Genomic DNA, 12,687 nt, shown 5'->3' on the forward strand with positions numbered 1-12,687 from the left:
GCTAAGGCTTACATAAAGGGCATCTCATTCGAGATGCCCTTCTTTTTGCTTGGTACCCTGACATCGGCTCGATGGCTCGTCTATCGACGTTAAACCTGCATACCACCTAAGGCCGACTCCAACGCCACTTGCCCGATGCTCTTTGGCTCGCTCCGGCGAGCCAGGTTACTTCGTTGCAAGCAGTTGGCTCATATCAAACAGCCGCATTCAGGTGGCTAATTTCAATTGTCGCTTCGCCTTTGTCGCTACTGGCCCAGACCGTGCCATCCTGGACATTCAGATTGATGGTCATGCCACGCTCGGCCAGGGCGGCTAAGGCGTCAGTCCCGGCGGTATCCAGCGCATAGACCTGTATATTGCGGGCGCGGCTGATCTTGTCCTTGATGCCACTCCACCAGACGGAGACATTGCGGCCATAGGCCAGCACCGTCACTTTGTCAGCACGGCCACTGGCTTTGATCAGACGTCTATCGTCCGGCAGGCCTACCTCCAGCCAATGCAGCAAATTGCCGCCCAGATCATGTTCCCACAAGGCGGGCTCGTCCGAGTCGCTTAGCCCGCGCGAAAAGCTCAAGGCTTCGTCCGCTTGCGCATACAAACCGTAAGCCAACAAACGCACCATCAGACGCTCTTCGGTCTCGGAGGGGTGACGGGCCAGCGTCAGGGTATGACTGCCGTAGTAGGCCCGATCGTTATCGGCCACATTAAGTTCAGCTTTATAAATCGTCGCGCGCAGAGCCATGGAGCGTCCAGCAAAAGAAACAGACAAAAAACTGGCCGCCCCCAGGACGGCCAGGAATCATTCAAACAAGCAGAGATCAGAATGGCAGGCGGTAGCCAGGCGACATTCTGGTCAAGCGATAGGTGGTACCACTTTGGTCACGCAGCACCAGATTGCGGGCTGTCAGGCTGACGATGTTGTAGTGGTTTTCATAAATCGGGTCGCCCGGTTCGGTTGTGACCCCATTGGATTCTTGCGTGCTGATTTGCAAGTCGTTGCCCTTGCGCACCCAGCAACCACTTTCGTTCAAGCCTTGCGAAGGCTTGTTGGGCCGCTTGACCTGTTCGGTGTATGCCATGGAGCCGTCAGTTTGCAAGGTGAACAAGGTACGCAACTCGCCAACCACGCCTTTCTGGCGGTGCTTGCTTAGCCAATTACCAGCCAGTTGGTCCCCCGCCGCAGCAGGCTGACATGCGGGATGGACAGGCTTGGTAGCCGCTTGTGCAGCAGGCTCGGGAGCCGGCGCTTTGACCGCGCAGGCGCTTAAAAACACGGTAGCCAGCACAGCAACCCAGGAAGTGCGTCGCAAGATATTCGCCTTCGTCATAAAACCCCGTCCTTCATGCGTACATACCGACCCACCACAGGCCAGCGAATCCTGATTATTCTACCCGAAGGCGCTTGTATTACCCCATAACAAGATGCTTCAAAGTGGCAAAGGCAAGCGGGTCACGTTCTTGATTTCACGCATGGCCACAATCGTGCGGGTTTGACGCACGCCCGGCATATTGAACAGGAAGCGGTGCAGGAAATCGTCATAGGACTCGGCGCTTGGCACCATGATCTTGAGCAGAAAATCCGCATCGCCAGTCACGGCGTGGCATTCCAGAATCTCGGGCGCATCGCGCACGGCACGGATGAAGTTATCGACTATTTCACCCGAGTGACGGTCCAGACTGATCTGGGTAAACATGCAACTTTGCAGTCCCACCTGACGGCGATCCACGCGCGCATAATAGCCTTGGATAACCTTGTTTTTTTCCAGGTTTTTGATGCGCCGCCAGACGGGCGCGGTGGACAAACCCACCTGCTCGGAGACCTGCTGAGCCGAGGCTCGGCCATCCAGTTGCAAGGCGTCCAATATTTTTAAGTCAGTTTTATCCATATTTGAATATTTACGAAATGAACATTTCAAAGAATAGGGAATACACGCAACTATAACGCAAAAAAAAGCGAGGGCAGACTCTCTATCATGATCTCTATCTGGAGGTTTCATCATGACGCAGTCCGTCGACACTCAATACAAGCTAAGCGACAACCTGACCGCACAATCAGGACGCATCTTTTTAACTGGCACACAGGCCCTGGTGCGCATGTTGCTGACCCAGGCTCGCCTGGATAAAGAACACGGTTTGAACACCGCTGGTTTTGTCTCCGGCTACCGTGGTTCGCCGCTGGGTGGCGTGGACATGATCATGTGGAAGGCCCAGAAGTATCTGGACCAGGCCAAGGTCCGTTTCCAACCCGCTATTAACGAAGACCTGGCCGCCTCCATGATTATGGGCACCCAGCAAGCTGGCGAGCGTGCCGACCGTACCGTCGATGGCGTGTTCTCCATGTGGTATGGCAAGGGCCCCGGTGTAGACCGCGCGGGCGATGCCTTGCACCACGGCCATGCTGCCGGTGCCTCCCAACACGGTGGCGTCCTGATGATTGTGGGTGATGACCACGTGGCCTCGTCTTCGTCCATTCCCCACGCCAGCGAACAATCCCTGATCGCCTGGGGCATCCCGGTGGTCAACCCCAGCTCGGTTGAAGAATACGAACGCTTTGGTATCTGGGCCTGGGCCTTGTCGCGTTACTCCGGCTCCTGGGTAGCCTTCAAAGCCATTACCGAAACCGTGGAAAGCGGCCGCTCTTTCGAGATTGCCCCTCTGGATGATCTGGCCCCGGCCTTGGCCGACAAGCAAGGCGGCAAACACCCCTACGACCCCAGCAAATTCCTGACCCCTTCCATGGAAGGTACGCTGGACGCCCGCCTAGATAGCGTGCGTGAATTTGCTCACAAGTACAGCCTGGACCGCGTGCTGGAAGCGGCACCTGATGCGCGTATCGGTATTGTGTCCACCGGCAAAGCCACACTGGATACGCTGGATGCGCTGCAACAGCTCAGCAGCCTGAAAGATCTGCCCGCCATTCGCCATCTGAAAATTGGTTTGAGCTGGCCTGTTAACCCGCAATCGCTGAACGATTTTATTGAAGGCCTGGACCACGTTCTGGTCATTGAAGAAAAGGGCCCAATCATTGAAGACCAGTTAAAGAATCTGCTCTTTAACCGTGCCCAGCGCCCTACGGTGTCTGGCAAGCGCGATATCGAAAATGAAGTGCTGATCCCTGCCGATGGCCAGCTCAGCCCTGCCCGTGTGGCCGTGGGTCTGCGTCGCTGGCTGGGCCATCACGCCAATGTACAGTTGCCTGCCTGTACGGTGCAAAACCTGGCACCGATTGATACCAATGGTCTGACTCGTCGCCCCTACTTCTGTTCGGGCTGTCCGCACAATACTTCCACCAAAGTACCCGAAGGCAGCCAGGCTATGGCGGGTGTGGGTTGCCACTACATGGCGACCTGGATGGACCGCAAAACCCGTGGACTGACTCAAATGGGTGGCGAAGGCACGGACTGGGTGGGCCTGTCGCCCTTCATCCAGACCGGCCACATGTTCCAGAACATGGGTGAAGGCACGTATTTCCACTCCGGCTATCTGGCAATTCGTCAGGCCATTGCCGCGGGTGCCAACATTACCTACAAGATTCTGTTCAACGATGCGGTTGCCATGACAGGCGGTCAGCCGGTTGACGGCCCGATATCTGTGCCTCGCATTTGTCAGCAGACCATTGGTGAAGGTGCGCGTCGTGTGGTCATCACCACCGATGAGCCAGAACGCTATCGCGGTGTCAGCCTGCCTGCCGGTGTGGACGTTCATCACCGTCGCGAGCTGGATCGTTTGCAGCGCGAACTTCGCGAGATCCCCGGCGTCACCATTTTGATTCACGACCAGACCTGTGCGGCTGAAAAGCGCCGTCGTCGTAAAAAGAACGAGTACCCCGATCCTGCCCGTCGCCTCTTTATCAATAAGGCGGTCTGCGAAGGCTGTGGGGATTGCGGCGTGCAATCGAACTGCTTGTCTTTGGTGCCTGCTGAAACTCCCGAAGGCCGCAAGCGCCAGATCGACCAGTCCAGCTGTAATAAGGACTACTCCTGCGTGGACGGTTTCTGTCCCAGCTTTGTGTCGGTGATGGGCGGTGCCCTGCGCCGTGGCGATCAAAACGGTCAGGCCGATATGAAAGCCCAGTTGCTGGCCAAGCTGGACACGCTGCCACAACCCAATATTCAAGCCAAGGACTGCAATGTAATTGTGGCCGGTGTGGGTGGTACTGGTGTGATCACTATTGGTGCGGTGCTCTCCATGGCGGTACACCTGGAAGGCCGCTCCAGCTCCGTGCTGGACATGACGGGCCTGGCACAAAAAGGCGGCACCGTCATCAGCCACATCCGTCTATCTGCCAATAAAGAGAACACGGGTGCGGTGCGTGTCGATCCCGGCCAAGCCGACCTGGCGATCTTGTGCGACGTGGTGGCCGCCGCTCACCCCAACGCCCTTTCCTGCCTGCGTCCTGGTCATACCCACGCCATCATCAACGAATACCTGGCCCCCACGGCCGAGTTCACCCGCAACCCGGATGCCCCTTTGGATGCCCAGCACTTGCTGAGCCAACTCAAGACCACCGCTGGCGAAAACCAGGTGCGCTCTTTCAATGCTCACCAGGCTGCCACCCTGCTGTTTGGCGATAGCCTGTTGTCCAATATGCTCTTGATGGGCATGGCTTGGCAGCAAGGTTCCATGCCCGTTAGCAGTGCGGCTGTTGAACAGGCTATCCGCCTGAACGGTGTGGCGATTCAAGCCAACCTGGATGCCTTCCATTTGGGTCGCGTGCTGGCTCACGATGAGAAAGCACTGGCCAGCCTCCTGGCTCCAGCCGCTCAGGTCGTAACCTTGCAGCGTCGCGAAACACTGGAACAAATCATGCAGCGCTGCACCAGCAGCCTGGAGCAATACCAGAACGCCGCTTATGCCCAGCGCTTTAGCAGCACCATCAATGCTCTGCGTGAAGCCGAACAGAAACTGCGTCCGGGTCAGCGTCCTACTTTGACGGAAAAAGCCGCACGCAGCTTGTACAAACTGATGGCCTACAAGGATGAGTACGAAGTTGCTCGCCTGTTCAGCTCGCCCGCTTTCCGCCAGGATCTGGAGCAGCAATTTGAAGGTGACTTCTCCTTGCGCTTTCACTTCGCACCACCTTTGCTGGCACGCCGTGATCCATCTACCGGCCGCCCGCGCAAGATCACATTGGGCCCACGCACCGCCACCTTGCTACGTTGGATGGCGAAAGGCAAAGGTCTGCGCAACACGGTACTGGATCCATTTGGCTACACCCATGAGCGTCGTATGGAACGTCGCTTCTGGCGCGAATATCAGAGCCTGCTCAACAGCTTGAGCAAGAACCTGAATCAAGCCAACTACGCCACAGCGTTGGAACTGGCCGAGCTGCCCCAACAATTGCGCGGCTTCGGTCCCGTGAAAATGGAATCGGCCAAGAAGTATGAAGCCCGCTTTGCCGAGCTGTCGCAGCAGTTGAAAAACACTGGCCCGGAAATTCAGGCTGTTCCCGCCTAAGCCTTGCCCACTGCGGCTTTCGAAACGATTAACCTGCCCTTTCAGCCCTGCTTATGCAGGGTTTTTTTTTGGTTTGAGCAGACATTGAAAACAGCAGATCAGTCGTGAATTGAAGTCCGTTTTCAAACCGCTTTTCCATACTTAACACAGGCCTTTAAAAGCATGAAAAGGCCATGCAATCGATCCAGCAATGCGTCAAAAATCAGAGACTTGGATGCGGCTATGGGCCGATTGCACGTGTCCAGAACGCAACTTATTTGAGACAGCAGACACCGATTCCTAATTCCATAAGCCCCAAGCCATGATTAATGCTTGACTGTGTAGGGGCTTGCGTTAGACTTCTAAGCGTATAAGGTATCGACCTTAAACGCCTGCGTCATTTGAAAAAGGCCATTGCAGTTTTCCAGGCCAGGTCAAATGGGTGTGGACAAACTAAAGACTTGTTCTCAAGGAGCATGATCATGGCAACAGCCAAGAAAGGCGCAGCAAAAGCAGAAAGCACAAAAGCCGTTAGCCCCAAAAAAGCAACGCCAGCAAAAGCAGCCGCAGCACCCGTAAAAGCTACTGCTACCAAGACCAGTCCCAGCAGCAAAACCGCTGCCCCCAAGTCCCCCGCTAAAACCACCGCTACCAAGACCAGCAAGGCTGCTGTAAAAGCCCCTGCCAAGTCTGCAAGCAGCGCACCCGCCAAGAAAACGGCTGCGAAAAAAACAGCGGTAAAGAAAGCCACTCCAGCAAAAACCACGGCTGTTAAAGCCGCTGCGACCAAGACAAGCACCGCTAAAACCGTAGCCGAAAAAGCAGCTGTTAAAAAGACAGTCGCTAAAAAGGCGGTAGCCAAGAAAGCCGTTGTCAAAAAGGCCGTCGCTAAAAAAGCGGTAGCCAAGAAGACGGTGGCAAAGAAAGTGGTTGCCAAAAAATCGGTAGCTAAAAAATCAGCTGCGCCCAAAACGGCCAGCGCCAAACCCGCTACCACCACACCTGCTGCCACCGCTGCCGCAAAAAAACCGGCCAGCACCAAGGCAAGCAAACCCGTGGCCAAAAAAGCCACCCCCAGCAAAGCGGCAGCGAAACCTGCCACCAAAACCGGCACCAAAGCAGTTGTAAAGACCGCGGCTAAAAAAGCCAGTCCTGCTACCAGTGCCAAGAAACCCGTAGCTCCAAAGAAGAAAGAAGTTAAATCCGTGACCGCAGAAACCAAGACTCCAAAGACCAGCACAACGACTAACGCCACCGCTAAAGCAGGCAATAAAACAGCGGCTCGCAAAGCGACCAAAACAGCAGCAGCGCCTGCCGAACCTCGCCGCGAAGATGTCAATCCTGCTGGCTCCTGGCCCTTCCCAACAGGCAAGCGTCCTTAAGCACACGCTACTTTTATGTTTCTCCTCAAAGAGCCACCCTGATCAGGGTGGCTCTTTGGTTTGTAGCACTTGCATGCGACAATTCCCTCTCCCATCAATTCATACCAAGCAACTATGTTCAGTGAAGTCGCCCTCTTCCTAATCCATATTGTTCTGTCGCTGCTGGGCACGATTTTGCTACTGCGTGCCTGGGTGTATGCGCTCAGAATCCATCCCTTCAACCCTTATTCGCAAGCTATGTTCAAGGTCACGGACTGGCTGGTCATGCCTTTGCGCCGTGTCATTAAAAGCGGCAACCATTGGGACTGGACCTCTTTGTTCGCCGCCTGGCTTAGCGCCCTGGTATACCTGGTTTTGAGCGCCATGGTACTGACCGGATCGGTGTCCATGCTCTCGAACTTCCCCATGTTCTTGCTGGCAGCCGTCTTCACCGTTCTGCGCTGGACCTTGAGCCTGATCTTCTGGGTGGTCCTGCTGCAAGCGCTGCTATCCTGGATTCAGCCACAATCGCCCAGCATGCCCTTGCTGCGTTCCATTACAGCCCCCTTGCTGGACCCGATCCGTCGCGTCTTGCCTGACCTGGGTGGTCTGGATTTGTCGCCGCTGGTCGTCCTGCTGCTGACTCAAGTGCTCAATATGGTCATCACGCGCACCGCTTTCAGTCTGGTGCCAATCTAAGCACAGCGGACTGTACGCATGAAAAACCTGGGTATAGCCCAGGTTTTTTTTATCCTGAATTCAAGAGCAAGAATCAGGATGTCTTGTGCGAAAGTGGACCTTATACTGGCCTCACCACCAATCAGCAGGCCACTTCCATGACTCGCCTTCCATCAAAACCAGACACATCCAGCCGCTACCGCGAGGCCGAACAATTCCTGGCCGCACTGGACCCCGACTGGCAAGCGCTGGTCGCCCACGTGGGCCCTTGCATCCATCAGCCACGCCCCGAGCGCGACCCTTACGAAGCCCTGATCCGCTCTGTTGTGTATCAGCAGTTGCATACCCGGGCGGCTGAGCGCATCCTGCAACGCCTGATTGATATCTATCCGCACGGCCATTGCCCAACGCCCGAGGAAGTGCTGGCGACGCCGTATGACACCCTGCGCGCTTGTGGCTTGTCCGGTGCCAAAGCCAATAGCATTCTGGGCCTGGCCCAGGCTCGCCTGGATGGCATCATTCCCGACCAGGCCACCGCTTTGCAAATGCCGGATGAAGAGCTGATCAAGCGGCTGACCACGCTGCGCGGCATAGGTCGCTGGACGGTGGAAATGATGATGATGTACACGCTGGAGCATGAAGACATTCTGCCCGCGGACGACTTTGGGGTGCGCGAGGGCTATCGCAATTTGAAGCAGCTGGACAAGGCTCCCTCAGCCCGTGTCTTGCGTGAAATTGGCCAAGCTTGGGCACCCTACCGCAGCGTGGCTTCCTGGTACTTGTGGCGCATGCCCAAACAGGCGCCAGCATTGGCACCTTCTTCGAACAAGGTAAATCGCGCCCCGCGCTCGCAGGACAAGCCCGTTCGCCAACAAACTCCAAGTAGCCCTCTTTATTTTGCGATTGCCCAATGCAGCTTGGGTACATTGCTCGTTGCCGAAAGCGAGCGCGGGATTTGTGCGATTTCCCTGGCCGATGATGCCAAAGTCTTGCTGGAACAGTTGCAAGAGCAATTCAAGGCCGCTGAGCTGATCGAAGCCGATCCGCAATTCAATCAACGAGTGGCCCAGGTCGTTGCCATGGTAGAAGAGCCGACCCTGGGCTTAGATCTGCCCCTGGACATCCAGGGCACCCCTTTTCAACAACGTGTCTGGGAGTTTCTACGTCATATCCCAGTAGGCCAGACCTTGAGCTATACCGAGATTGCCGAACGTCTGGGCATGCCCAAAGGCGCCCGTGCCGTGGCACGAGCCTGCGCCACCAACACCTTGGCCATTGCCATCCCCTGCCATCGGGTCGTGCGGCAAAGCGGGGATCTGGCAGGCTATCGTTGGGGCCTGGAGCGCAAGAAAACCTTGCTGGAGCGCGAACGCCCCCAAAAGGCTCAGCGCTGACAGGCGTAAAAAAACCCGGCCATTGGCCGGGTTTTTTATGCACCAAGCACTAAAGCTCTGATTACATGGGCACCACGCGAGTTGGGCCATTACCACTAAGCATACGTACACGCTGACCAACGGACAGAGGTACATCGGCTTCCTGGGCCACCACACGGGTTTCGCCATTATCCAGTTGAACCGTGATTTCCAGACCCTGGGTCTTGCCCATGCGGTTTTCAACCGCATTACCAACCAGACCACCCAGAATCGCACCACCGATACTGGCCAGGATGCTACCGCGGCCACCACCAATGCTGCTGGCAGCGACACCACCCAAGGCTGCGCCACCCACGGTGCCCACGCCCGAATTCTGGTCTTCCTGAATAGTGACGGCGCGTACCGAAACCACGGTACCCAAACGCACGATCTGTTCGCGCTGAGCCTGACCGTAGCTGTATACCGAGCTGGATGCCGATTTATTGGCACAACCTGCCAGCAAAAACACGGGGGCTGCCAGACTCGCCACTACCAGCAGACGCACTTTGGGTCGATCGAAAAAAGAAACGTACATACGGTTTACTCCAAAAAACGTAGCTGGCCGAATCATAAAAAACTATCGAGCGCTCTTTTACAGACTGCGCTCAATACCATAGTGCTGTTTTAGCATGGCCGAGATATCTGACCGTTTAAATTCATGATTTTGCGGGCCATCCGCCTGAATTTTAATACTGCCCATCAAGTTACCCAAGCTGCAAGCCTCCTGCCAGCTCCAGCCTTTTGTAAGACCATATAACAAGCCTGCGCGATGAGCATCGCCACAGCCGGTGGGATCCACCACATTTTCCACGGGCACAGGGGCAATCTCGTAAGTCTGACCATTGTGATAAAGCGTGCTGCCATGCTCTCCATGCGTCACGACAGCGGCTTGCAAGCCCTGGGCGATCTCGGCCATGCTCTTGGAGGTGCGCTGCTCGATAACTTCAGCTTCGTATTCGTTAGCCGTAAGAACTTGACACAGTTCCAGCATCTCCAGCAGGTCCTCACCCGCGAACAAAGGCATGGCCTGACCCAGGTCGAAAATAAAGGGCGTACCCTGCGCATGCAGGTGGCGGGCATGAGCAAACATGCCGTCTTTGGAATCCGGAGCCACAATGCCCCATGCCGCTTCCTGACCAGACAAATCGATCTGGGCAGAATTGATCATGGCGCCCGGGTGGAAAGAGGTGATCTGGCTGGCGGCCAGATCTGTGGTGATAAAGCATTGAGGGGTGAACATCTCGGGCATCACACACACCATGCTGGTATCAATACCCAGGTTCTGCAGACGCTGTACATAATCCACACCGTCGCTGCCAACAGCCCCCACAGGAACAGGCTGGCCACCCAGCATGTTCAAGGTGTAGGAAATATTACCCGCACAACCGCCCCACTCTTTACGCAAGCTGGGCACAAAGAAGGACACGCTCAGGGTTTTGATGCTGTCGGGCAAGATGTGATCTTTGAAGTACCCCTCGAAAACCGCGATCGTATCAAACGCGATCGAACCACATACCAGCACTCGCTCGGTCATAAATTACCTTAAGGAAAAAAAGGGCTAATCTGGTAGCCATTAACTTGGAGCTGCCCGGTATTCAAAGGCAGGCGCACCATGATTTCACTGCGCGCTGCAAAAGCAGGCTCACGTCGCTCGGAAGCCAGGTACTGATCGGGCGTAATATTGCGCCGGGCGATCAGGGCTCCGGAAAAATCTTTCAAATCCAGTACCAGCGTAGGCCACTCCTGGGGCCGTTCAAACTCGTTGCGCAGCGTAAAGCCCAAGGTGGACTGTCCGGGCTGATTCGGCGCTTTATGCAAAGCCGAAGCCTGCACGCGAATCTGGTCCAGACGACGTTCGTAGGGAACCTTGCACGACAAGGTCTGACACGCGCTCTCGAACACGGGGCGCAGCATGGGTATCTGGCTGACAATCTGTACGCGATACACGTACATCAGCTGCACGACGAACAGGACAACGCCCAGAACGCACAAGCTGGTCCAGATCAGTGAACCCACACGCTGACCAAAGCTGGCTTCGCCCTCATAACGTGTCTCGCGTTGCAAGGCTGGGTTGGGGTCAATGACCCAGCCCTGCTGAAAATCCTCGCCATCCCTATCATGCGTACCATCAGCCTGACGCGAGGGGAAAGAGGCGCGCAAGGCACTGGCACGGTCGCCCACACTGAACTCAGGCTCGGCAGCCGACCACGATGCCTGACCAATATGATGGTCCCCATCTGGCTCAGAAACAGAGCCGGTCGATACGAAAAACGAGGTGTCCTGATCATCCTGCGGCAAAGGCTCGTGTCTGGAGCGGGCGCGAATGACTGACGGCTCTACCGACTCAACCGCAGGCTCTGCCGGGCGGACAAAAGGCTCGGTAGTTACAGCAGCAGGCGCGGCCGGAGGGACAGGTGCTTGTGTCAGGATGGAGTCGGGGAATTTGCGTACCTGCAAGGACTCGTGGGCCGTGCCTTCATCACGCGGCGGGGCGTGACGGGAGTGCTCCACAAATCGCGGCCCTGGAATGGGCGCTTGCAGGTCCACCGACTGCACCTGTTCCTGCCGTGGCGAAACAGGTGGCTCGGGCGCCAGGCGCGGCTCGATCTGAACCGGCGTGGCGGGGGAATGATAGGAAGGCTCAGGGGCTTGCTCATCAATGACTTCTTCAAAGCCATCGAAGATATGCGCACATTGAATGCAGCGTATATAGCCCCGGCGGCGTTGCAGCGTTTCTACACTGGCTGCAAACGATGTCCCGCAACGGGGGCAGCGAGTCTTTAGCTCCATGAACTCACCTTAAGTTCTGCCGTCTTATAACGGGCGTTGACCAGCCAAACACACCCAGCCATCGCGCTCCTGCCAAACCGACATGGGCAAGTAGGAGGAATAGACCTCGATCATCTCCTCGGCCTGCCAATCGTAAATACCGGACAGGATCAAATGCCCGCCCGGTTTGACACGGTTGGCCAGCATGGGAGCCAGCATACGCAGGGGATTGGCCAGAATGTTGGCGACAACCAGATCCGTTTGCCCGGCGGGCATGGCATCGGGCAGCAAGCCTTCAACCTCGACCTGATTGACTTGCGCATTGTAGCGCGTGGCAATCACGGCCTGCTCGTCAATGTCCACACCAACCGTATGGCCAGCACCCAGCTTGCGGGCGGCAATCGCCAAGATACCGGAGCCACAACCGTAGTCCAGCACGGTCTGACCCGCTTGCACATGATGGGCCAGCCAATCCAGACACAAATGCGTCGTGGGGTGACTGCCGGTACCAAAGGCCAGGCCGGGGTCCAATTCAATACGCACCAGGCCGTCATCGCCTTCCTGGGCGACTGGCAGGTCCTCGTCGTCCTTGTGCCAGCTGGGCACAATCAAGATACGATCGCCCACCGGGATGGGACCAAACTGCGATTGCGTCAAACGAACCCAATCCTCGTCGGGTACTTCGCGCACGCTCCACTGGGCCTTTGCAGGATCCAGCACACCGGCTTCAAAAAGCGGTTGCAGCAACTCTTCTGGCTCCAGCTCCTCGGGCAGCAAGGCCACCACCCGATTTCGATCCCAGGCCAGCACATCCGGTTCGATACCAGGTTCGCCAAACAGGGGCTTTTCCTGGTCGGTATCACCATCGGCATCTTCCACCGACACCGACAAGGCGCCCGCCTCAAGCAAGGCATCGGACAAGCGCTCGGCCTCGTGTTCCTGGCAGCTCAGTAAGAGTTCACGCATACATAGTTTCCATAAAGCAAAACAGGGGGCTCGCCCCTGTTTTACATAGTCATCATTCTTGTCAG

The 12,687-nt window shown here is 56.5% G+C and carries 11 protein-coding genes; 4 read left to right on the plus strand and 7 right to left on the minus strand.

Translation table 11 applies throughout. From position 1 onward, the window contains the following. Positions 1–193: 193 nt before the first annotated feature. The 3 genes from NBV64_RS15885 to NBV64_RS15895 form a co-directional block, all read right to left on the minus strand. Positions 194–742: a YaeQ family protein gene (locus NBV64_RS15885; protein WP_009460639.1), complete on the minus strand. Its 549-nt coding sequence runs from the start codon at positions 740–742 to the stop codon at positions 194–196. Between the two features lie 76 nt (positions 743–818). Next, positions 819–1,328 carry a hypothetical protein gene (locus NBV64_RS15890; RefSeq protein WP_009460637.1) on the minus strand — a complete coding sequence of 170 codons (510 nt, stop codon included), beginning with the start codon at positions 1,326–1,328 and terminating at the stop codon, positions 819–821. Positions 1,329–1,427: 99 nt separating this feature from the next. Further along, positions 1,428–1,886 (minus strand): Lrp/AsnC family transcriptional regulator, encoded by a 459-nt coding sequence (locus NBV64_RS15895; RefSeq protein ID WP_009460635.1) that lies wholly within the window; start codon positions 1,884–1,886, stop codon positions 1,428–1,430. Between the two features lie 112 nt (positions 1,887–1,998). On the opposite strand from NBV64_RS15895, the gene NBV64_RS15900 reads away from it, so the two are divergent. The 4 genes from NBV64_RS15900 to NBV64_RS15915 all read left to right on the plus strand — a co-directional run bounded on the left by NBV64_RS15900 (position 1,999) and on the right by NBV64_RS15915 (position 8,869). Further along, on the plus strand, positions 1,999–5,457 hold the full coding sequence (locus NBV64_RS15900; protein ID WP_250756130.1) for an indolepyruvate ferredoxin oxidoreductase family protein: 3,459 nt from the start codon (positions 1,999–2,001) through the stop codon (positions 5,455–5,457). 461 nt (positions 5,458–5,918) lie between these two features. After that, positions 5,919–6,818, plus strand: coding sequence for a histone H1-like repetitive region-containing protein (locus NBV64_RS15905; RefSeq protein ID WP_250757257.1), 900 nt, complete (start codon positions 5,919–5,921; stop codon positions 6,816–6,818). A gap of 114 nt (positions 6,819–6,932) precedes the next feature. Then, entirely contained in the window at positions 6,933–7,496 is a 564-nt protein-coding gene (locus NBV64_RS15910; RefSeq protein WP_009460629.1) for a YggT family protein, read from the plus strand. Positions 7,497–7,633: 137 nt separating this feature from the next. Continuing rightward, a complete protein-coding gene (locus NBV64_RS15915; RefSeq protein WP_250756131.1) occupies positions 7,634–8,869 on the plus strand; it encodes a methylated-DNA--[protein]-cysteine S-methyltransferase in 1,236 nt (411 codons plus the stop codon). Between the two features lie 61 nt (positions 8,870–8,930). Here NBV64_RS15915 and NBV64_RS15920 read toward each other — a convergent pair whose 3' ends face one another. From NBV64_RS15920 to prmA, 4 genes are read right to left on the minus strand one after another with little or no spacing between them, the layout of a single operon-like run. Continuing rightward, positions 8,931–9,422: an outer membrane lipoprotein gene (locus tag NBV64_RS15920; RefSeq protein ID WP_003801873.1), complete on the minus strand. Its 492-nt coding sequence runs from the start codon at positions 9,420–9,422 to the stop codon at positions 8,931–8,933. 57 nt (positions 9,423–9,479) lie between these two features. After that, complete coding sequence (locus NBV64_RS15925) at positions 9,480–10,421, minus strand: carbohydrate kinase family protein (protein ID WP_009460622.1); 942 nt, start codon at positions 10,419–10,421, stop codon at positions 9,480–9,482. 8 nt (positions 10,422–10,429) lie between these two features. Further along, positions 10,430–11,677 (minus strand): zinc-ribbon and DUF3426 domain-containing protein, encoded by a 1,248-nt coding sequence (locus tag NBV64_RS15930; RefSeq protein ID WP_022983596.1) that lies wholly within the window; start codon positions 11,675–11,677, stop codon positions 10,430–10,432. 24 nt (positions 11,678–11,701) lie between these two features. Continuing rightward, entirely contained in the window at positions 11,702–12,622 is a 921-nt protein-coding gene (prmA, locus tag NBV64_RS15935; protein WP_009460614.1) for a 50S ribosomal protein L11 methyltransferase, read from the minus strand. Positions 12,623–12,687 lie beyond the last annotated feature (65 nt).

It is taken from the genome of Alcaligenes sp. DN25, from assembly GCF_023674485.1.
In the GTDB taxonomy this organism is placed as follows: domain Bacteria; phylum Pseudomonadota; class Gammaproteobacteria; order Burkholderiales; family Burkholderiaceae_B; genus Alcaligenes; species Alcaligenes phenolicus.

Bases quoted from the DNA above. Each gene is read 5' to 3' on its own strand.
- NBV64_RS15900 (WP_250756130.1), top strand. From the start codon at position 1,999: ATGACGCAGTCCGTCGACACTCAATACAAGCTAAGCGACAACCTGACC.
- NBV64_RS15895 (WP_009460635.1), bottom strand. From the start codon at position 1,886: ATGGATAAAACTGACTTAAAAATATTGGACGCCTTGCAACTGGATGGC.
- NBV64_RS15925 (WP_009460622.1), bottom strand. From the start codon at position 10,421: ATGACCGAGCGAGTGCTGGTATGTGGTTCGATCGCGTTTGATACGATC.
- NBV64_RS15930 (WP_022983596.1), bottom strand. From the start codon at position 11,677: ATGGAGCTAAAGACTCGCTGCCCCCGTTGCGGGACATCGTTTGCAGCC.
- prmA (WP_009460614.1), bottom strand. From the start codon at position 12,622: ATGCGTGAACTCTTACTGAGCTGCCAGGAACACGAGGCCGAGCGCTTG.
- NBV64_RS15905 (WP_250757257.1), top strand. From the start codon at position 5,919: ATGGCAACAGCCAAGAAAGGCGCAGCAAAAGCAGAAAGCACAAAAGCC.
- NBV64_RS15885 (WP_009460639.1), bottom strand. From the start codon at position 742: ATGGCTCTGCGCGCGACGATTTATAAAGCTGAACTTAATGTGGCCGAT.
- NBV64_RS15890 (WP_009460637.1), bottom strand. From the start codon at position 1,328: ATGACGAAGGCGAATATCTTGCGACGCACTTCCTGGGTTGCTGTGCTG.
- NBV64_RS15915 (WP_250756131.1), top strand. From the start codon at position 7,634: ATGACTCGCCTTCCATCAAAACCAGACACATCCAGCCGCTACCGCGAG.
- NBV64_RS15910 (WP_009460629.1), top strand. From the start codon at position 6,933: ATGTTCAGTGAAGTCGCCCTCTTCCTAATCCATATTGTTCTGTCGCTG.
- NBV64_RS15920 (WP_003801873.1), bottom strand. From the start codon at position 9,422: ATGTACGTTTCTTTTTTCGATCGACCCAAAGTGCGTCTGCTGGTAGTG.